At 68.5% G+C, this 20,259-nt stretch carries 14 protein-coding genes, 1 tRNA gene and 3 pseudogenes; 8 read left to right on the top strand and 10 right to left on the bottom strand.

Going from position 1 to position 20,259, the window contains the following annotated elements; translation table 11 throughout:
* Positions 1-839: 839 nt before the first annotated feature.
* The 3 pseudogenes from ACSC1Q_RS20300 to ACSC1Q_RS20290 all read right to left on the bottom strand — a co-directional run.
* Positions 840-1,502: pseudogene (locus ACSC1Q_RS20300) on the bottom strand (tetratricopeptide repeat protein); the annotation flags it as partial.
* A 948-nt stretch (positions 1,503-2,450) separates the two neighbouring features.
* Positions 2,451-2,930: pseudogene (locus ACSC1Q_RS20295) on the bottom strand (NB-ARC domain-containing protein); the annotation flags it as partial.
* 126 nt (positions 2,931-3,056) lie between these two features.
* Positions 3,057-3,722 (bottom strand): annotated as a pseudogene (locus tag ACSC1Q_RS20290) (AfsR/SARP family transcriptional regulator); the annotation flags it as partial.
* Positions 3,723-4,356: 634 nt separating this feature from the next.
* On the opposite strand from ACSC1Q_RS20290, the gene ACSC1Q_RS20285 reads away from it, so the two are divergent.
* The 4 genes from ACSC1Q_RS20285 to ACSC1Q_RS20270 all read left to right on the top strand — a co-directional run bounded on the left by ACSC1Q_RS20285 (position 4,357) and on the right by ACSC1Q_RS20270 (position 12,780).
* Positions 4,357-8,028 carry a choice-of-anchor D domain-containing protein gene (locus tag ACSC1Q_RS20285; RefSeq protein WP_436760261.1) on the top strand — a complete coding sequence of 1,224 codons (3,672 nt, stop codon included), beginning with the start codon at positions 4,357-4,359 and terminating at the stop codon, positions 8,026-8,028.
* A 193-nt stretch (positions 8,029-8,221) separates the two neighbouring features.
* The gene (locus ACSC1Q_RS20280; RefSeq protein WP_436760260.1) at positions 8,222-9,049 is read left to right on the top strand and encodes a hypothetical protein; all 828 of its coding nucleotides are present in this window, start codon (positions 8,222-8,224) and stop codon (positions 9,047-9,049) included.
* A 210-nt stretch (positions 9,050-9,259) separates the two neighbouring features.
* On the top strand, positions 9,260-11,014 hold the full coding sequence (locus ACSC1Q_RS20275) for a hypothetical protein (protein WP_436760259.1): 1,755 nt from the start codon (positions 9,260-9,262) through the stop codon (positions 11,012-11,014).
* 428 nt (positions 11,015-11,442) lie between these two features.
* On the top strand, positions 11,443-12,780 hold the full coding sequence (locus ACSC1Q_RS20270; RefSeq protein ID WP_436760258.1) for a hypothetical protein: 1,338 nt from the start codon (positions 11,443-11,445) through the stop codon (positions 12,778-12,780).
* Between the two features lie 535 nt (positions 12,781-13,315).
* Here ACSC1Q_RS20270 and ACSC1Q_RS20265 read toward each other — a convergent pair.
* Positions 13,316-13,392 (bottom strand) — tRNA-Lys (locus ACSC1Q_RS20265).
* A gap of 245 nt (positions 13,393-13,637) precedes the next feature.
* On the opposite strand from ACSC1Q_RS20265, the gene ACSC1Q_RS20260 reads away from it, so the two are divergent.
* Entirely contained in the window at positions 13,638-14,009 is a 372-nt protein-coding gene (locus ACSC1Q_RS20260; protein ID WP_436760257.1) for a PRC-barrel domain containing protein, read from the top strand.
* An 84-nt stretch (positions 14,010-14,093) separates the two neighbouring features.
* Here ACSC1Q_RS20260 and ACSC1Q_RS20255 read toward each other — a convergent pair whose 3' ends face one another.
* A complete protein-coding gene (locus ACSC1Q_RS20255; RefSeq protein ID WP_436760256.1) occupies positions 14,094-14,693 on the bottom strand; it encodes a nucleotidyltransferase family protein in 600 nt (199 codons plus the stop codon).
* Between the two features lie 66 nt (positions 14,694-14,759).
* On the opposite strand from ACSC1Q_RS20255, the gene ACSC1Q_RS20250 reads away from it, so the two are divergent.
* Positions 14,760-15,269, top strand: a complete 510-nt coding sequence (locus tag ACSC1Q_RS20250; RefSeq protein ID WP_436760255.1) for a DUF6328 family protein — start codon at positions 14,760-14,762, stop codon at positions 15,267-15,269.
* A gap of 25 nt (positions 15,270-15,294) precedes the next feature.
* Complete coding sequence (locus tag ACSC1Q_RS20245) at positions 15,295-15,444, top strand: GPGG-motif small membrane protein (RefSeq protein ID WP_184719841.1); 150 nt, start codon at positions 15,295-15,297, stop codon at positions 15,442-15,444.
* Between the two features lie 461 nt (positions 15,445-15,905).
* Here the strand turns inward: ACSC1Q_RS20245 and ACSC1Q_RS20240 are convergent, their stop codons facing one another.
* Together ACSC1Q_RS20240 and ACSC1Q_RS20235 are read right to left on the bottom strand one after the other, a co-directional pair.
* Positions 15,906-16,619 (bottom strand): metallophosphoesterase family protein, encoded by a 714-nt coding sequence (locus ACSC1Q_RS20240; protein ID WP_436760254.1) that lies wholly within the window; start codon positions 16,617-16,619, stop codon positions 15,906-15,908.
* Positions 16,616-16,861, bottom strand: a complete 246-nt coding sequence (locus tag ACSC1Q_RS20235; protein WP_436760253.1) for a BON domain-containing protein — start codon at positions 16,859-16,861, stop codon at positions 16,616-16,618. The genes ACSC1Q_RS20240 and ACSC1Q_RS20235 overlap by 4 nt, the downstream gene beginning before the upstream one ends.
* A 145-nt stretch (positions 16,862-17,006) precedes the next feature.
* Between ACSC1Q_RS20235 and ACSC1Q_RS20230 the strand changes: the two genes are divergently transcribed.
* Positions 17,007-18,227, top strand: a complete 1,221-nt coding sequence (locus ACSC1Q_RS20230; protein WP_436760252.1) for a glycosyltransferase — start codon at positions 17,007-17,009, stop codon at positions 18,225-18,227.
* 179 nt (positions 18,228-18,406) lie between these two features.
* On the opposite strand, the gene ACSC1Q_RS20225 is transcribed toward ACSC1Q_RS20230, so the two are convergent.
* From ACSC1Q_RS20225 to ACSC1Q_RS20215, 3 genes are all read right to left on the bottom strand, one after another.
* Positions 18,407-18,658 (bottom strand): DUF4235 domain-containing protein, encoded by a 252-nt coding sequence (locus ACSC1Q_RS20225; protein ID WP_436760251.1) that lies wholly within the window; start codon positions 18,656-18,658, stop codon positions 18,407-18,409.
* Positions 18,659-18,784: 126 nt separating this feature from the next.
* Positions 18,785-19,054, bottom strand: a complete 270-nt coding sequence (locus tag ACSC1Q_RS20220) for a DUF6458 family protein (RefSeq protein ID WP_436760250.1) — start codon at positions 19,052-19,054, stop codon at positions 18,785-18,787.
* 290 nt (positions 19,055-19,344) lie between these two features.
* Positions 19,345-20,184, bottom strand: a complete 840-nt coding sequence (locus ACSC1Q_RS20215; protein ID WP_436760249.1) for a MetQ/NlpA family ABC transporter substrate-binding protein — start codon at positions 20,182-20,184, stop codon at positions 19,345-19,347.
* Positions 20,185-20,259: the final 75 nt, after the last annotated feature.

Here is a 20,259-nt window from a genome sequence, read left to right as displayed (position 1 = left end):
GAGTCGGGCCCGAGCCGCAGATCTCGTAGTGAAGGGTCGCGCCGGGCACCTTCAGGGTGTTCGTCTTCGTGGGCTGCATGGTCGTTCCTCCTCGAAAATCGTCGTCCGTCTCGTTCTGCCGATCACAGAGGATCGGAGCCACGGATGCGTTCTCGACATCCCTGCCCGTAGGACTTCAGGGAAAGAGTGCCTCCTCCTGTGGCGGGCCACCCCGGGTTGGCGGCACATGGAGAACCGCACCGCCACCGTCCTCCTCGCTCCCCTTGGAGGAGGACACCACGACCTCGCCGACCTGGCCGTCGCGACGGCCGGGGCGGGGAGACGTGTCGTAGTAGTGCAGATCCACACCTCTAATAATGCCAGCCGGCACCGACAGTTCCGGGCCCGAACGCGATGTTCCACCGTTCCCCTCCGACCCGCAGGTCACACGCACCACACCGCCGGACGGCACGCCGTTCCACCCCGCGAGCAGGCGTTTCACTCCGTTCCACGCACGGGTGCGAATCTCACCGCGTGGGCCGGGCGGACGTGGAAGTCGTTCGTGGGCACACCACGCGTGGTGTGCCCACGAACGCAAGGATTCACCACGCGGACCCGGCACGCGTGGAAGGCGCGCACGGGTTCACCACGCGGGCCGGGCACACGCGGAAGGCACGCACGGGTTCACCACGCGGGCCGGGCGGGCACGAAAAGTTCCCCCGGGCCGCGCCACGTGAGCGGGAGGTACGTGAGCGGGAGGTACGTGAGCGGGAGGTACGTGAGCGGGAGGTACGTACGGGTTCACCGCGCGCCGAGCGACGCGGAAGGCGGCAGGTCGAGCACACCCGTGGAGCGGGGTCTCAGCCGGTGAGGGCGGTTGCCCTCGGCTCGGCGTTCGGCCGCGAGGCCCCGTGCCGGTCCAGCAGGGCCCGTACCTCGCCGGCCTCGGGCATGTCCCGTCGTACGAAGATCTCAAGCGCCTCGGTGAGGCACGCCCCGGCCCGGCCCGGCTGGCCGAGCCGGGAGAACGCCTGGCCGAGCGCGACGAGTGCCTTGCCCTGGATCCATTCGTCGCCCGCCTCCGCCATGAGGCCCAGCGAGTCCTCGGCGCAGTCGACGGCGCGGTCCGGCTGCCCCAGGGCGAGGTGGGTCTCGGCCATCCGCAGCAGGGTCGCCCCCTCCCGGACGCGCTGCTTGAGCCTCCGGTACGCCTTCCGCGTCTCCAGGAGCCGGGAGAGCGCCTCCTCGGGGCGCCCGGCGTCGCGCAGTACGACGGCCGACTGGTACAGGATGTCGGGATCCGCCCCGCCGCCCAGCTCGCGGATGGTGCGATCGGCCAGTTCCACGGCCTCCACGGCCTCGGCGGTCCTGTCGACCGACGCGAGCGCGAGCGCCATGTTGCCCAGGCCGACGGTCTCGCCGCTCCGGTCGCCGAGCCCGCGCCAGACCTCGACAGCCTCGGCGTACAGCGCGATCGCCTCGGTCTTCGCGCCGCGGTTGGAGGCGACCATGGCCAGCAGGTTGAGGCTCTCCGCGTACCGCGCCAGGTCGCCCTCGGCGAGGCTGAGGTCCCGCGCGGCGACGCCGTCCTCGATCGCCGCGTCGAGGAACCAGCGGCTCGTCCAGAACCCGCCGCGCACGCACCGGGCGTGCGCCTCGGTGCGGCGTTCCCCTCGGGCCGCCGCCGCCTCGACGAGGGCTCCGGCCGCCCGCTCGTAGCGCTCGGGGGTCACGTCGGTCTCCAGCACGTCGGACGCCATGTCGAGCAGCCGTATCGCGTCGGAGAGGACGCTTCCCGGAGTCCGCGCGACCTGGTGCACGCAGCCGATCACCCCTTGCTCCTCGTCCTCCGCCCAGTTCACCGCGGCCTCCTCGTCCGCGAAGGAGAGCCCGGAGAAGGACGGGCCGGGGAGGGACGCCCCCCGGCCGGGCACCGGGGCGCCCGGGTAGGTCAGGTAGTAGGCCGCCGTCATGCCGGCGAGGTAGTAGCCGAGCAGCCTGGCCAGCGCCGCTCGCCGCACGTCCTCGCCGTCCGGCCGCGACCGGGCGAAGATCTTGAGGAGGTCGTGGTAGCGGTAGTGGCCGGGCGAGGGTGATTCCAGCATGCTCACGTCCACCAGCGCCTCGCACACCTCCTCCGCGTCCGGCTCGTCCAGGCCGAGTACGGCCGCCGCCGAGCCCAGCGAGAAGTCGGCCGCGTCGGGGACGGCGAGCAGCCGGAACGCCGAGGCGTGCGCGGCGTCGAGCTGGTCGTAGCCGAGGGCGAACGTCGCCTCGACGGCCAGGTCGTCCACCCGCAGCTCCGCCAGGCGCCTGCGCTCGTCGGCCATCCGGTCGCTCATCCTGGCCACGCTCCAGGCGGGCCGCGCCGCCAGCCGCGAGGCCACGATCCTGATCGCCAGGGGCAGGTACCCGCACGCCCCGATCAGGTCCGCCGCCGCCTCGCGCTCGGCGGCGACCCGCGCCTCCCCGACCACCTTGGCCAGCAGCGCCATCGCCTCGTCGTGGGGCAGCACGCCCAGGTCGACCTGGCGTACGCCGGACAGGCCGACCATCTTCGCGCGGCTCGTCACCATCACCGCGCACCCGGCGGCGCCCGGCAGCAGCGGCCGTACCTGCGCCGAACCGGCGGCGTTGTCCAGGACGACGAGCACCCGCCGGTCCGCCAGCGTGGAGCGGTACATGGCCGCGCGCTCGCCCGGATCCTCGGCGTCGGCGGGGACCTCGGCCCCGAGGGAGCGCAGGAACCTGCCGAGCACGGTCTCGGGCGCGAGCGGCTGCGCCCCCGAGCCCCGGAGGTTCACGAAGAGCTGGCCGTCGGGGTAGTCCGGCGCGAGCCGGTGCGCCACGTGGACGGCCAGGGTGGTCTTGCCCATGCCGCCCGTACCCGACACGGCCGAGATCACCAGCGCCGAGGCGTTCCCCGTCCTCAGGGCGTCCACCATCTCGTCGACCTCGGACTCCCTGCCGGTGAAGTCCGCGGTGTCGGCGGGGAGCTGCCGGGGCACCTGCCTGACGGCCGGGCTCGCCGCCTTCTCACGCCCGAGGGCGGGGTCCGCCGTGATGATCCGCTGGTAGAGCTCCGCCAGCTCGGGCGAGGGGTCGATGCCGAGACTCTCGGCGAGCAGTTCCCGGGTGTCGGTGAACACGCCGATCGCCTCGGCCTGCCGCCCCGAGCGGTACAGCGCCAGCATCAGCAGGCCGGACAGCCGCTCCCTGGCCGGGTGCTCCCCGCGGAGCGCGGTCAGCTCGGCGACGACCTCGGTGTGCCTGCCCTCCTCGACCTCCCCGGCGAGCCTGCGCTCCAGCACGGCGAGCCGCCGCTCCCCGAGCCGCACCCGCTGGCCCTCTGCGTAGCCGCCCTCCAGCCCGGCGAGCGGCTCTCCCCGCCAGAGCGCCAGGGCCTCGCCGTACCGTCCCGCGCGGGACAGCTCCTCCATCGTGACCAGGTCGCAGATCCCGCCGGCGAGGGCGTACCCGCTGCCGATCGAGGTGATCACCTCGGCGCCGAGGGCGGAGCGCAGGCGCGAGACGTACGTGCGCAACGTGCTCATGGCGGTGCGCGGACGGTACTCGCCCCAGACGGCGTCGAGCAGGTGATCGTGGCCGACCGCCCTGCCCTCGGCCAGGAGGAGGACGGCGAGGACCAGCCGCTGCTGGGGGGAGCCGATCTCCAGCTCGTCGCCGTCCCGCCAGACGCGCACCGGCCCCAGTATCGAGAACCGCAGCCCGGGATCACTCATTTGACAGCGCTGTCTTTCGCTCGTTCTCGAACAGCCTCATGGACACGCACAGCCTTGTGGGCACGGACAGTCTTGTGGGCACGCACACTCTTGAGGCCACGCACAGTCTTGTGGGCACGCACACTCTTGAGGAGCACGAGCAGCCTCATGGGACCGCCGCCGTTCTCCCGCGCCGGGGTGCCGTACGACGGACTCCAGGATGTCTCGGCGCGTTGTGCCGTTCCGTGCCAGCTCGCCACGATGAAGCATCGTATGGCAGCACATCGACCTTTGCCGAGAAACCGGCAAACCTCACCATGTCCCGCATTTGGGATGTTCCACCTGGGATCACGGCCGCCGACCAGGCCCCCGCCCCAGATCGCTCCGGGAAACCGGACCCCGGGCGCCGAAACCGGCGCCGGGTGCCGCTTCCACCGTCACGCAAGCGGCTTCCAGCCACACGCAAGCAGTTACATGAAACTTTCCGTACAGGAACCAGCGCAACACAGTCGTTACGTTGCATGTATTCGCTGAAATCTTGCAGCAATCTGTTCGTCATTTTAAGGTGTGGATACCCCCCGGGCACCACCGGCCGGCGTCCCCCGACGCTCCGGCCGCGAAGCGTCCGGCTCTTCGTAAAGTGAAGGGTCAGCCGATGAAGAAGTCCGGCAGGCTAAAGGCCTGGACAATCGCCACGATCGCGGCGCTGACGGCGGGAGGGCTGGCCTCGTTACCCGTCACCCCCGCCACGGCGGCCGTGCGAGCCGACTCCCCGTTCGACTTCCCGGGGCGGGGCGCGACCGTGCCCTTCTTCGAGATAGAGGCCGAGGACACCGCCCACTCGGGCCAGGTGATCGGCCCCGACCGGATCTACGGCCGCCTCCCCTCGGAGGCCTCTGGCCGCAGGGCGGTGACACTCGACTCCTCGGGCGAGTACGTGGAGTTCACGCTCACCCGGCCGGCGAACGCGCTGTCACTGCGCTACAGCGTGCCGGACAACGCATCGGGAACCGGTCAGAACACCACCGCCAGCCTGCGGCTCAACGGCACGCACCTGAAGGACCTGACCCTCACCTCCAAGTACGGCTGGTACTACGGCGGCTACCCGTTCAACAACAACCCGGGCGACACCAACCCGCACCACTTCTACGACGAGACGCGGACCATGTTCGGGTCCACGCTCGCCGCGGGCGCCAAGGTCCGGATCCAGCACACCGGCGGCATCCCGGTCACCGTGGACCTCGCCGACTTCGAGGTCGTCGGCGCCCCGATCGGGCGCCCGTCCGGCTCGCTGTCGGTCGACGACTTCGGCGCGATCAAGAACAACACGGGCGTGGACAACACGGCCGCCTTCCAGGCCGCGGTCAACGCCGGCAAGGCCCAGGCCAAGGAGGTGTACATCCCCGAGGGGACCTACAACCTCTACGACCACGTGGTCGTCGACGGGGTCACCCTGCGCGGGGCGGGCCCCTGGTACAGCGTGCTCGGCGGGCGCCACCCCACCCAGCGCAACCGGGCCGTCGGCGTCTACGGCAAGTACGTCCAGGGCGGCGGCTACGGCGGTGAGATCCGCGCCCACGAGGCGGGCGGCCCGAGCCGCAACGTCACGCTCAAGGACTTCGCCATCATCGGCGAGGTCATGGAGCGCGAGGACAACGACCAGGTCAACGCCATGGGCGGCGCGATGACCGACTCGGTCGTGGACAACGTGTGGATGCAGCACACCAAGGTCGGTGCCTGGATGGACGGCCCGATGAACAACTTCACCATCAAGAACAGCCGCATCCTCGACCAGACCGCCGACGGCGTGAACTTCCACACCGGCGTCACCAACTCGACCGTGACGAACACGTTCCTGCGCAACACCGGTGACGACGCCCTGGCCATGTGGCCGGAGCGGATCCCGAACGTCGGCAACAAGTTCACGTTCAACACCGTGGGCGTGACGCTGCTGGCCAACAACATCGTCACGTACGGCGGCAGGGACATCCAGATCACCGACAACGTGGTGGCCGACACGGTCAGCAACGGCGGCGGCATCCACATCTCCAACCGCTACCCGGGCGTCAACTCCGGCCAGGGCACCGCGGTCGCCGGAACCCACACCGTCGCCCGCAACACCCTGCTCCGGGCGGGCAACAACGACTTCAACTGGCACTTCGGCGTCGGAGCCATCTGGTTCAGCGGGCTCAACGAGCCGGTAAACGCCACCATCAACGTCACCAACACCGACATCCTGGACAGCTCGTACGCCGCGATCCACATGATCGAGGGCACCACGAGCACGGTGAACTTCAACAACGTCAACATCGACGGCACCGGCACGTACATGATCCAGGCGCAGTCGGGCGCGAACATGACGTTCAACAACGTCAAGGCCGCGCACATCGGCGCGGGCGTCGCCATTCACAACTGCGTCGGCGCGGCCTTCACGCCCGTCTTCGGCACCGGCAACACCGGCTGGAGCCCCAGCAGCACGACCTGCACCGGCACCTGGCCCACGCCGAACTACATCTACCCCGGTGGCGGCGGCAACACCGGCGGCCTGTCCGGCTCCCCGGGCAGCCTGTCCTTCGCCGCGCGCCAGGTCAACACCACCAGCCCGGCGCAGGCCGTCACCATCACGAACGGAGCCGCCACCGCGGCCCCGATCGGCTCGGTGGGCGTCACCGGCGACTACGCCCAGACCAACAACTGCGGCAGCTCCCTCGCCGCGGGCGCGACCTGCACGGTGAACGTCACCTTCAGCCCGACCGCGACGGGCACCCGCACCGGCACGCTCACCGTCGCCAGCAGCGCCCAGGGCGGCCCGGTGACCGTGAGCCTCTCCGGCAGCGGCACCAACGGCGTCGCCCTGACCGCCTCCCCCGGCAGCCTGTCCTTCGGGGCGCGCGCGGTCGGCAGCACCAGCCCGGCGCAGGCCGTCACCGTCACCAACACCGGCACCGCCTCGGCGACGCTCGGCACGGTCGCCACCACCGGCGACTACGCCCAGACCAAGACCTGCGGCACCACCCTCGCCGCCGGCGCCTCCTGCACCGTCAACGTCACCTTCACCCCCACCGCCTCGGGCACCCGTACGGGCAGCCTGACCATCGCCAGCAACGACCCGAACAGCCCGCTGACGGTCGGCCTGAGCGGCAGCGGCACGAGCTCGACCACCAACCTCGCGCTCGGCGCGACGATGACGGCGAGCAGCTCCAACGGCGGCTTCCCGCCGAGCAACGCCAACGACGACAACGCCTCCACCTACTGGGAGTCGAACAGCAACGCCTTCCCGCAGTGGCTGCAGGCCGACCTCGGCACCGCGCAGAACGTCGGCTCCGTCACCCTGAAGCTGCCGCCGGCGGCCGCGTGGGCGACCAGGACGCAGACCCTGTCGGTCCAGGGCAGCACCAACGGCACCACCTGGACCACGCTGAAGGCCTCGGCCGGATACACCTTCAACCCGGCCACGGGCAACAGCGTCGCGATCCCGCTGACCAGCTCGAACGTACGCTACGTCCGGATCAACCTCACCGCCAACACCGGCTGGCCCGCGGGCCAGATCTCGGAGTTCCAGATCTTCCCGGGTGGCGGCAACCCCACGCCGACCGTGTCGCTGGCGGCCTCCCCGGCGAGCCTGACGTTCGCCGCCAGGACGGTCGGCAGCACCAGCCCGGCGCAGGCCGTGACGGTCACCAACACCGGCACCGGGTCGGCGACGCTCGGCACGGTCGCCACCACCGGCGACTACGCCCAGACCAAGACCTGCGGCACCACCCTCGCCGCCGGCGCCTCCTGCACCGTCAACGTCACCTTCACCCCCACCGCGACGGGCACCCGTACGGGCACCCTGAGCGTGGCGAGCAACGACCCGAACGGGCCGCTGACCGTGGCCCTGACCGGGACCGGCGGCTCGGCGCCCGTCACCAACCTGGCGCAGGGCAGGCCTACCACGGAGACCAGCCACGCCGACGTGTACGGCTCGGGCAACGTGGTGGACGGCAACGCGAACAGCTACTGGGAGTCGAACAGCAACGCCTTCCCGCAGTCGGTCACGGTCGACCTCGGCTCCACGCAGAGCGTCGGCCGGGTCGTCCTGAAGCTGCCCCCGGCCACGGCCTGGGCCACCCGCACCCAGGCGGTCGCCGTCCTGGGCAGCACCGACGGGACGAACTTCACCGGTGTCGTCGGCTCGGCGACCTACACCTTCAACCCCGCCACCGGTAACACGGCCACCATCACCTTCCCGGCCACCAGCAGGCGCCACCTGCGCCTGACCTTCACCGCCAACAGCGGCTGGCCCGCCGGCCAGCTCTCCGAGTTCGAGGTCTACGCCTCGTAGTCTCATGACCTCGTAGCCGACCTGGGCACCGGATGGGGCGAACACCCCATCCGGTGCTTTTCTCGTCTCAGCCGACAAGCACCCATCACACTCACGAGACGGAATCGCCGTACAGATCGGGCTTTTGGTGTCAACCGAACCCCGTCCCCCACCGTCTCCCCTTGTGCCCCATCTGTCGTAAGCAGGAGGCGACGTGCGCGTCCGCTCGGTTCTCTCAGTCGCCGCCCTGGCCGGGGGCCTGGTCCTCTGGCACCCTCTCCCCTCCTCGGCGGGGCAGGGCTCGGCCGTCGCGGCCGACGTCGTGGAGTACGAGTGCACCACCGACGGCGTGGCCGAGAAGCAGACCATCGAGATCAACGTCGAGATGACGGTGCCGGCCACCGCCTCCACGGGACAGCAGTTCACGATCGGCTGGCGCGGCACCTACACCGGCACCGGCCTGACGGCACCCGCCGCGGGACTGCCCGAGGGCACCAACCTGTACGCGTACGCCTCCATCAGCGACCTTCCCGGGCTGACCTCCGCCACCGGGGTGGGCACCCTCGAAGCGGTCGGCGCGGGTCAGACCATCCCGCTGCCGGCGGCCCAGATCGCGCTCGCGACCACCTCGAACAATCCGGGCACCGCGGCGGTGAAGCCCGCCGCCATCAACTTCGGGACCCTGCCCACCAACCCGCTGATCGAGTGCGAGTCCCTGAACAAGGACGCCCTGACGACCTATCCCCTCACCGTCACCGCGGGCGGCGGCCAGACGACCGATCCCGACCCGACGGACACGGCCACGGATCCCGTCAGCCCGCCCCCGGCGGACGAGGACACCGAGGCGGCCGACACCCCGCAGGACACGGACGGCGAGATCGACGAGACCCCGGCCGGAGGAGCCGACACCGGAGGCGGCGGCGAGAGCGGCCCCGACGGGCGGGCCCTCGTGCTCACCGGCTCCCTGATCACCCTCGGCGCCGTCTCCGGCCTGCTGTGGCGGCGCCGCGGCGCCAGGGTGGCCGTAAGCCGACGGGCCTGATCCAGCCCCGGGGCCTTGCCGGGTGGGCGGGATACCAAGCCTGCGCTCATCGGAAGTAGTTGATGTCTCCGATGAGCGAAAAACCTCATTCGCACGACATCCCCGACCGTCACCCGTCCACTGGACAACGCCGGACGTGATGTCCAAAGCAGTGGCAACGGTCCCTCGGGAGCCACAACCAGTGGCGCGTTGGCACTAATCGCCCTGTCCGTGTCGATGCTGGCCGTTATGGTCATGGTCATGGTCAGCGCGTACAACCACAACGACATACTGCTATCGATGATGGGAAGCCTGGTCGAGGACGGTGTTGACCTGGAGCCGGCCAAGAAGGCGTTCGAGTCCACCAAGGGTGACTTCGCGGCGAAGTTCACCGCTGCGCTGCGGGCGCGGTTTGCTCAGATGGTCGCACCAGAGCTTTTCATCGACGTGCCCGAGCATCCGGAAGAGCTTCGCAAGGCCGATCTGGAGGCCCTGGTGCGGCCCGCCGCTAGCGGCTTCCTTCGGTCGTATCCGACCAAAGATGAATTACTGGCCGAGGCGAACCGAATCCGACGGCGACAGGAGCGGCGCCCACCATGGATTCCACGCCTGGATCGAGACGGCAAACCCACACCGGGGTCAGCGGCCGACTCGTTCAATGCCGAGGATCGCTCCGAACGACCTCTGACGGTTACCGCTCTTGTCGAACTCGGCGACGTGACAGTCCTGTTGCCCGCCGCGGCCGAGGACCGGCTGGAGTTGACCATGATGCCTGGTGGAATCGGAGAATGGGAGGCGGCCTTGTGCACGGTCCTGGGTGTCACCAGCGAGCACGGGCCCGCCGTGACTGTTTCGATTGACGCACAGGCCAACGAGGCGCTGATCCCCGACGACCTACGCTGGTGGGCTCTCGAACCTGCAAAGTCGCTGTCGGCGGCGCAGGACCCGGGAGTGGCAAGCGAATTGCTGGCCACCTCGACGAGTCTTGGAGAGCTGCCAGTCACCGACGACACGCGCCAGGACTACGAGACGCTAGCTATCGCCCTCGAGGGTGCTGGGGACTGGCGGTACAGCGCCCGCTGGCTGCTCGACGCATGGGACCCCAGCGTAGATGTGGGCACGCTGGCCACTGTTCGCTCTGCCATCGCCGGCTGGGCAGGGGAGGGCCGAAGCGGGTTGATCGTATACGTGTACGGCGGGGCCCTACACGGCACCGAAGGTCTGATCGGTGTCCCGGGCCCCCTGCACAGTTACCTGTTGTGCGTGAGCCGCTCTGCCGACGGCACCGACACCGTGGACACGGTGCGGCGAGTGATCTTGTCGTGTCCGGGGGAAAACTGGTGCCACCGCGGTGGCTGCCCCAACGCCGAATTTCCGGAAGCCGACATGCTGCTCACGTCGATCGTCACCGCTGGCGACATCGCCGCTGTGGCCGACCAGAATGGCGGCTGGGCGGGGGAGACCTATCAGCGGTTGTACGGCACCGGTGACGTCGACCACTACTCGGAAATCGTCTTGGACTACCTGGAGGCGGAGCTGTCAGGCACCGGCTGGGTCGAGTTGGAGCGGTCGACGTGGGAAGGCGGAGTGGAGGAGTCGTTGCTGCGTCGAGGCGAACACTGCCTGACCGCCTCCTACGATCCGGTTACCCGCCAGCTTCGACTGGTCGATGGCAGGCCCAACCTCGAAAGCACCCTCGACATGCTGGCCGAGGATGGTGTGCTTACCGGCGACGACGACCACGTGACTGTCGACACCAGCGAGCACGCGGCCCAGCGGTGGGGCATGGAGCTCCTGACCGCAGCGGAGGATTTGCTGCTCGGGCGTGTCAACGAGCTGCGACAACTGTCTGTCCCCCTCCAGGGCGCCTTGCTTGGGCTGCACCCTCATGCGGACGGAACCCTGAGCGCCCCGGAATCAACAGCGCTCGCGAAAGAACAACTCACGATTCTGATGCGTACTGCCGGACTCCTCGGTGGCGAATGATCTACAACAGAGATTCTGACGGGGGGTGCGGATAATCTTTCACGTGTTCTTACTAAACGTATTAACGTCGAAGAGGACACAGACGTCCTAGCAGCGATGTTCTGGTTACTGCACACCAAGGCCGTTCCGTCCCAAATGATCGATGAAATCCTCCGGTTACCTCAGCGACCACCGCGACGTCATCAGCTCCGACCCCACCGCCCTCTCAGAGCTGCGTCGCGTACTCGAGCCGGTCGGCCCGCAGCCCTACGGCTGTCCTACTCGCTGGGCGACATGTTCCGCTGACGTGGGGATCGATGGGAACTTCGCCGTCATCACACCGACCGTCGCCTCCCAGACCGTCCACGAGCCTCGACCGAAAACCCTTCATGGTTCAGACCTGAAAGGCATAGCCTGGAAGGCTTACCTTTCAACGCGCGGAGGCTCGCATGGAGACGAAAACACTCATGGATTTGCAGCAACCGGACGAGCGCGCTCTTCATTTCTCACCCTGGGGGCTCGGTGGGCGGATGGCTCCCGAAGACGCAACGATCTTCCAGCAGGAGAACATCGGCCGCTTCGACCTCGCGCCCCAGGTCTCCGAGCGAGTTCGAACCCGCTTCGAGCAGGTGCGGGACACCTACAGCTACGGCGTTCTCAACTACGAGCTCTATACGGCCGCCCACGACCAGGCATACCTCACCCTCGAGTTCGCCCTGCGGGAGCGCTTCACCGAGTTCTATGGCAGTGAGATCACCATCGTCGACGATGAGCGAACCGAACTCCGAGTCTCCGTCTCGAACTTCGAAGAGGTCCGTGCCCAGTTCAAGAGACGCCGTGGTCAGCCAGCCCTGTTGCTTCAACTGCTCGACGGACAAACGATCCCGTTTGATGGCATGCTGAGCTCGCTCATGACGTGGGCGCGCGCCGAGAGGCTGCTCCGCGGGCAACGCAACCGGCATGCCGAACCACTGTTCATACGGCTGCGAAATTTCGTTGCGCACGAGGCGGGCGATCACATCACAACGCCCTTGGACGCTGCGCTCGCCATCAGAGACCTGGCAGAGACGATAAATCAGCTGTGGGGCGCCCTGACCCCGGGCGGACGACTCTACCCGGCTCCCATCCGCCGCGAGCCGATCGTCATCGCGTGGAGCAGCGACGGCGGTTCGAGCTCAACCGGCCTGGCTGAGCACTTCCAAGCCACCGCACCTGAGCCAGACCAGGACCAGTACGCGGTCGTGCTCGCAGTCGTCGGCGATCCGGAGCTAGGCTATTTCGATTCCCGATACGCGACGACCCCCTTCCCACAAGATCTGCTGTGGGGACCGGGTACTCGGGAGGATGCCATCGCCTGGCTCGAGTCGGAATGTCCGTCGGGAGACGAAGTCGATGTACTGGACCAAATCTTCGTTATCCGCTACCACGAACAGCGGCTCTACCTCCCACAGGAGATCGATGTCGCTGCCAGCCTAGAGCCTGAGGAGCGTCAAGGAATCTGGTACCTCGTACAGGCGGATTCGCCGCTCGATGCTTTCAACCACCTGCGGCAGTTGTTGGCGGGCGGCGTGAATAATCGATGCTCCCGTCGAGGCGCGTGCCAACAGTGCGCCGTAGAAATCATCGGTAAGGGCACGTGGAAGCAAGTGGTGCGTCTCTTGGCTAGTCGGGGCACCACACCGAGCCCCCGCATCGTTCCGGATGTTCGCCTCCCCTCATGGAGACCCCGGTGGAACAAAATCTTGGGCAACGGCAACTGGACCACTCTCTCAAAAGACGTGCCGTGAACGGGCGACCTTTAGCCGACCAAACCGCCTTCGTCCCGTGAAACGCGCTCAGCTGCCGCGATGGGCACACGCGACTGCGAGGCGAGTCATCGTAATGTCTGCCATGAGCTAGACCTGCGGTCTTCGTAGTGAGACAGCTCGTCCAGGACGATGTGGTGGGGCGGGAAAGAGCGGACGTACAGGCCAGCATCGATCAGCCGGGCGGTGAAGGTGGCTTCGAAACCACTGCAGCAGCCTAAACACCACACCACCGGTGTCCGTCAAAGCGGAGCAAGCTCAGACAGGGTGTCTTGTGTCGACCGTCCGAAGCTTCTGCTTGCCGAAGGCAAGCCCTGTGGAGATGGTGATCAGCGGGGGTTCGCTGAAGCTCTATGGCGATCATGGCTGTTGTGACGGGGCAGGGGTGATCGTTTTTGCCGGGGCGGCGGCGTTCGAGCAAACATGGAGCCAACATCGGGGACAAACCCGCGCGAAAAGGGCGGGTTGAATGCGAACAGCGCACCCCCTGCAATCAAGGGATGCGCTGGTCAGGTTGTGGTGCGCCGCCAGGGACTCGAACCCCGGACCCGCTGATTAAGAGTCAGCTGCTCTAACCAACTGAGCTAGCGGCGCTTGACTTCGACAAGCTTACCGGACCTGGCACTGTGGTCCGTACATGAGTGGATATATGGCGCCAAAGGGCACCGGACGGTGAGGTCCACCCGGGGAGCAGTGGGCGGATCCCCGCCGTGACCTGGGGAAACGAAGGTAGACGAACGGTGTTCCATAGCCGCTGACTTGGGGAAATGCCGTTTAGGGCTCCTCGCTCGGGTACGTGACCGGAGCCCGGAGTATCAAGTCAAGGGAGATGTTCAGCCATGCAACCTGAGCTCTGGAACTACCGCGCCGACGTCTACGACCAGGACAGGACTCTCGACGTCGCCGGGTACCACGTCGAGGCCACCGACGGGAAGATCGGCTCCATCGACGAGGCGACGTACGAGGTCGGCGAGAGCTACCTCGTCGTCGACACGGGCCCGTGGATCTTCGGCAAGAAGGTCCTCCTGCCGGCGAGCACGGTGACGCAGATCGACCCGCAGGAGAAGAAGGTCTACGTCGCTCGCACCAAGCAGGAGATCAAGGACGCCCCCGAGTTCGACGAGACGAACTTCAGGGAGCCCGCCTACCGCGACCGTGTCGGCGAGTACTACGGCCGCTTCCCCTTCGGCGGCGGCCCCGGAACCTTCTGACCCGGCACATCAAGACACAGGGACAACGACAGGGGCCCCGCCGGGGATGGCGGGGCCCCTTCGCGTTCGCGGGGTGGTCGTGTCTCAGGGCCAGGTCGGGTCGCCGGAGGAGTCGACGGGACCGGGGATGACGTCAAGGCGCTGGAGGAGGATGAGAAAGGTGGAGGCGTACGGGGAGTCCTGGACGACGGCGGCGACGCGGTCCCAGTCGACCTGCTCGCGCAGGGCGCGGACCTGGGGCAGCAGGGAGCCGTAGTCACAGCTGTGCTCGGAGAGCGGCAGCAACCACGAGATGACCAGGTCGGTGGCCTCCAGGACGGGCAGGATCACCGCCGAGGCCTTCATCGGCTCCGCCCGTTTCAGCAGCTCGGGGGTGACCGGGTGATCGCAGATCGAGAAGATCAGATCCACCAGCCGGCCCTCGTCGAAAGCCTTGACCAGCCAGTCCTCCGGCGGCTGCCTGGACGTCTCGAATCCCAGCTTGCCCAGCGCCTCCAGCGCGAGCGGCACGTCCTCCTGGGGGAGGACGAAGTCGACGTCGTGGAGCGAGGGGGCGGCTCCGCGCGCGTAGGCGGCACAGCCTCCGGCGAGCGCGAACCTGACGTCCGCGTCCTTCAGCCCGCTGCTCGCTCGCTTCAGTGTTTCAAGAATCGCGTCGGTGACCTCGTGACTGTGGCTTCCCATAGCCCACGCGTACCCCGTAGCTTCCCAGGTAGGCATGCCAAACCTTTCCTTGGGTAAACGGAGCGCATGATTCAGCCTGAACATGTACAAAAAGAACATCCCGAGCCCGGAGAGACTCGCAAGGAACGCGTTGACCGCGAACTCGGCGAGTTGTTACAGGGCCTGCGCGTCGCGGTCACCGGAGTGCAGGTGCTGTTCGCCTTCTTGTTCACCCTGCCGTTCGCGGCGGGGTTCAACAAAGTGGACACCCTGGGGCACTGGCTGTTCTTCATCGCCCTGCTGAGCGCGGGCGTCGCGTCCATCTGCTTCATCACCCCCGCCGCCCAGCACCGCCTGCTGTTCAGGACCGGGCTGAAGGAGAAGATGCTGCACCGCTCCAACACTCTCGGGATCGCGGGGCTCGCCGGGCTCGCGGTCGCGATGACGAGTTCGGTCGCGCTCGTCGCGGAAACGGTGCTCAACGCCTGGCCCGCGGCGGTGTTCGCCGCGGTCGTGGCCCTGCTGAGCGCCTGGCTGTGGTTCATCCAGCCGATAGTTGATCTGTACGGAACCAAGGATGATGAAGATGTTAAGTAGTGAATTGTGAGGGCAGAGGCCGGTTATGGCTACCTTGCTTTGGATCATCGCAGTCGTCCTCGTCATCTCCGGGATCTACGTCATCCTGGCCCGTCGCGACCTCCTCTGGGGGATCGTCCTCATCGTCCTCGGCTTCCTCGTCGGTCCCGGGGGTGTGAGCATCTTCAATGTGTGACGCGAGCCCCGCGCTCGCCGCAGCACATGACCGGTGCGAGCCCAGCGCTCGCACACCGCCCAGGTGCGGGCCACACGACCCGCACACCGTTCCGTGCGGCCTGATGTCCGTACGCCGTCCGGTGCGGGCCTGACAGGGCCGGCACACCTCTCGGCGCGAGCCCCACGCTCGCGAAGAGCAGAAGAACATCCGTCAGAAGCACGTAAGCGCCCCGAACTCCCACAGAAGCCTCGCGGGCCGGGTACCCCCCGGCCCGCTTCTTCATGTTCAAGGCGTGTGCGACATGTTCAAGGCAGAGGTGCGAGAAGGTTCGAGACCGGCCCCGGTCCTCTCTTCGGGGGTTCTCTCCTCGGGCGGGACTCCGCGTCGCCGGACTCCCGCCGTCGGGTTCGCTCATCGGGTTCGCACGCCGGATCCGCGTACCGGATCAGGCGCGCCGCGATCCGCGCGTCAGAGGAGCGTCAGAGGAGATACACGCCGTACGCCCGGCCCAGCACCGGCAGCGCCACGTTGCGCACCCGGATGCCGCCGGGGGTGACGCCCTTCTCCGTACCGGCGTGGGCGTGGCCGTGGATGATCAGATCGGCGCCCTCGGCGTCGACCGCCTCGGCCAGCAGGTAGCTGCCGAGGAAGGGATAGATCTCCAGTGGCTCCCCGGCGAGGGTGTCCTTGACCGGCGAGTAGTGGGACAGCACGACCCTGCGGTCGGCCTGCAGCTCCTTCAGCGCCACCCGCCAGCGGTCGGCGATCCGCTTGGTGTGACCGACGAACGCCTTGATCTCCGGCTCGCCGAAGTCGCTGGCGCACTTGCCCGCGTACCCCCCGCCGAAGCCCTTGCCGCCGACCACGCCGAGCCGTACCCCGTTGACGTCGAGCACGGTCGCGTCGTCGTGCAGGACCTCGATCCCGGTGTCGCGCAGCAGGGCGGCGATCTCCGCGGGCAGGTCGGAGTGGTGGTCGTGGTTGCCGAGCACGGCCACCACCGGGATCGGCAGGTCGCGGAACTCGTCCGCCACCACCTGGGCCTCCTCCATGGTGCCGTGCCGGGTCAGGTCCCCGGCGAGCAGCAGGACGTCGGCCTTCTCCCCGATGTCGTGGAGCCCCTCGCGGTAGCTTCCCCTGCGGCTCTCGTCCAGGTGTACGTCCCCGACCGCCGCGATCCGCACGTCCTTCACAGCCTCTCCTCCCCCACCGGTGCCCGTACGTCCACTATGTCTATCTCGTTGTGGACGTCCAGCCCGGGGGCCGCCTCGCCCGCGACCTCGGCGATCACCTCGCTGCGGTCGGTGCCGACGACCTGGCCGCGCAGATAGAGCTGATCACCCCGGATGTCGACCCGGATGCCGAGTTCCGTGGTTCTCTCGTCCTCGGCGAGCGCGCGTTGCACGCGCGCCGCGACGTACTGGGGAGCCTCCATCGTCGAACTCCTTTCCGTCCAAAACTGCTCGCCTTCCCGTGAATCCCAAGGTCAAACACGTTTAAAGACCCCCGCCAGGGCAGGGTAGGAAGGTATGCCCAGGACGCAGGCACGCCTGCCCCGTACACCCGGTGGAGACGTGTCCATGAAGATCGCAATGGTGTCAGAGCATGCGAGTCCCCTCGCCACCGTCGGCGGAGCCGACGCCGGGGGCCAGAACGTCCACGTCGCCGCACTCTCCCTCGCGCTCGCCGCGCGCGGGCACGAGGTGACCGTCTACACCCGCAGGGAATGCCCCTCACAGCCTGAGGAGACCTCCTTCGCCCCCGGCGTCACCGTGGTCCACGTCCCCGCCGGACCCGCCATGACCCTGGCCAAGGACGACCTGCTCCCCTGGATCCCGGACTTCGGCCGGTGGCTCGCCAGGCGGTGGCGCGACGCGCCGCCCAACATGGTCCACAGCCACTTCTGGATGAGCGGCCTGGCCGCCCTGGCCGCCGCGAGGGACGCCGCCGTCCCCATCGTGCACACCTTCCACGCCCTCGGCACGGTCAAGCGCCGCCACCAGGGCAGGGCCGACTCCAGCCCGCCCGAGCGTCTCAAGATCGAGGCGATGGTCGCCTCCCAGGTGGACGCGGTCGTCGCGACCTGCGCCGACGAGGTGGCGGAACTGCGCGGGATGCGGGTTCCGCGGAGCCGGACGAGGGTCGTGCCCTGCGGCGTCGACGTGGGCTCCTTCACCCCTTCCGGCCCGAGGAGAGACCTGGGCCCGGGTCCCGTCCTGCTCGCCATCGGCCGTCCCGTCCGCCGCAAGGGCGTGGACACCACGATCCACGCCCTCTCCCGCATCCCCGGCGCCACCCTGGTCGTCGCCGGCGGCGACCTGGACGACCCGGAGGCGGGCCGTCTCTCGCGCGTGGCCGCCAGGTGCGGCGTGGCGGACCGCGTCAGGTTCCTCGGCAGGGTGGGAAGGGAGAGCGTCCCCACCCTGATGCGCTCGGCGGACGTCGTGGTCAGCATGCCCTGGTACGAACCGTTCGGCATCGTGCCCCTGGAGGCGATGGCCTGCGGGGTGCCGGTGGTGGCGTCCGCGGTGGGCGGGCACCTGGACACCGTCGTCCCCGAGGTCACCGGCCTGCTGGTCCCGCCGCGTGAGCCGCACGCGCTGGGCGGCGCGCTGCGCCGGTTGCTCACCGCGCCGTCCCTGCTGGCGGCCTACGGGGCGGCGGCGGCCGCGCGGGCACGCTCACGCTACGACTGGCACCGGATCGCCGCCCAGACGTCCGCCGTGTACGCGGAGGTGCTCTCCTCCCGCGTCCCGGCGCGACGGGCGGCCGACGCCCACCCCTGTCCCGGAGCAGCCTGACGGCTCCCTCTCCCGCCCCGGGCGCCGGGTCGGGAGACCCGTCCTTCCGAGGACTTTTCGAGGACCCCTGCGACGCGCACCCCGGTAAGGCTTCCGGACGCGCGGAGGCCCCCGTCCCGTGAACGGGATCGGGGGCCTTCGGCGCGAGGCCGGTCACCGGTGGCGGCGGCCTCGCGGGGTCACTTTCCGGTGGCTCTGTGGATGCTCCGGGCCGCGGAACGGTCGATCGCGGCCTTGACCACGCCGAAGATCGCGCCCTGGATGGCCGCCGCCACGAGGATCTCGCCCCAGCCGTAGTCGTCCGACGTCGCCTGGGGTGCCTCGTCCTCGCCGGACGCGAACTTCCAGACCTGCTTGAAGACGACTCCGGCGATCGCACCGCCGATCATTCCGGTCACGGCACTCGCGCCGCGGGATACGACTCTGCTCACGTCCTGCCCTCCGTTCGCGTTCACTGAATCGGCACGCCTACCCGTGGGGACCGGTTCCTAACGGATCCGGAGCGGCGGGCGGTACCCGCCGGGGTCGCGGCTCTCCCGCGGGAGAGGTCCGCGGGGTCACACGGCCGGGGGGTCGTTGTAGCGGTGTTCCTGGTAGGTGCGGCGCTGGGTGACCGGGTCCTCGATCACGGTGGTGGCCGTGGAGTCCGGCACCACCGCGCGGCGGGCGAGGCTGAGCCGGTACACGGCGAACAGGAGCCACGCGAGACCGCCGATCATCAGGATGACACCGACGACGTTGATGTCGAATCCGGCGATGTCGAATTCAACCGCCCACGTGAGAATGGCGCCGAGCATAATGAGAACGATGCCGCCTGCGATGGTCATGGGATCTCCTCCTTCGAGCCAACGCACCCCATCTATCCCCCACGCGGATCTCAAACGTCACCCGGCGGACGTAGATGCGGACCTCGGCCTCCCTTCCGTCGTCACCGGCCCGCCGACCCGGGAAAAGTCCGCCGCCGCAGGCCCGCCTGCCCGGGAAAAGCCGTCGGCCGCACCCTCCGCGAGACGTGCGGGGGGCGCGGCCGAGGCGTCGCGCGGGAGGTGCTGATCCGCCCCGGGGCGGATCACCCGACGGGCCGTCGAACGGGCCGTCGAACGGATCACCGGACGGGTCACTCGGCGGGCAGCACCGCGCCCTTGTACGTGTCCTCGATGAACTTCTTGACCTCGGGGCCGGTGAGGATCTCGGCGAGCTTCTTCACGCGGGGGTCGTCCACCTTGGCCGGGACGGTGACCAGGCCGTTGGCGTACGGGTTGCCCTCGCCCTTCTCCAGGATCAGGGAGTCGGTCGCGGGCTGCAGCCCGGCCTCCAGGGCGTAGTTGCCGTTGACGATCGCGGCGTCCACGTCCTCCAGGGAGCGGGGCAGCTGGGCCGCCTCAAGGGGCTTGAACTCCAGCTCCTTGGGGTTGTCCGCGACGTCGCGCTCGGTGGCCTTGACGCCGACGCCCTCCTTGAGGGTGATCACGCCGTTGTCGGCGAGGAGCTTGAGGGAGCGGCCGAGGTTGCTCGCGTCGTTGGGCAGCGCCACCTGGGCGCCCTGGGCGAGCTCGGAGACGTTCTTGATCTTCTTCGAGTACAGGCCGAGCGGCTCGATGTGCACCGGGACGACCCAGCTGAGCTTGATGTCCTTGCCCTTGGAGAACTCCTCCAGGTACGGGATGTGCTGGAAGTAGTTCGCGTCCAGGTTGCCCTCGTCGAGCTGGGTGTTGGGCTGGACGTAGTCGGTGAACTCGACGATCTCCAGGTTCAGCCCGGCCTTGGCGGCGAGGTTGTCCTTGACGTACTTGAGCACCTCGCCGTGGGGCACGGGGTTCACCCCGACCTTGAGCGGGGCGTCGGCCTTCGGCGTGTCGGCGGCGCCGGGCTGGGCCGTGTCGGTGGACGTCCCCCCGCACGCGGCCAGGGTTCCGGCCAGGATCAAACCGGCCACGACCCCAAAGATCTTGCGCATGACTCTCCCTTAATTCCCCTTATATCAAGTAGGAAATATATCTCACATAAGGGAGTGTGAGGACAAATCCTTCCT

The sequence above is a fragment of the Streptosporangium heterodermiicola genome, from assembly GCF_051390675.1.
In the GTDB taxonomy this organism is placed as follows: Bacteria; Actinomycetota; Actinomycetes; order Streptosporangiales; family Streptosporangiaceae; genus Streptosporangium.
This window is presented reverse-complemented; position numbering and strand designations above follow the sequence as displayed.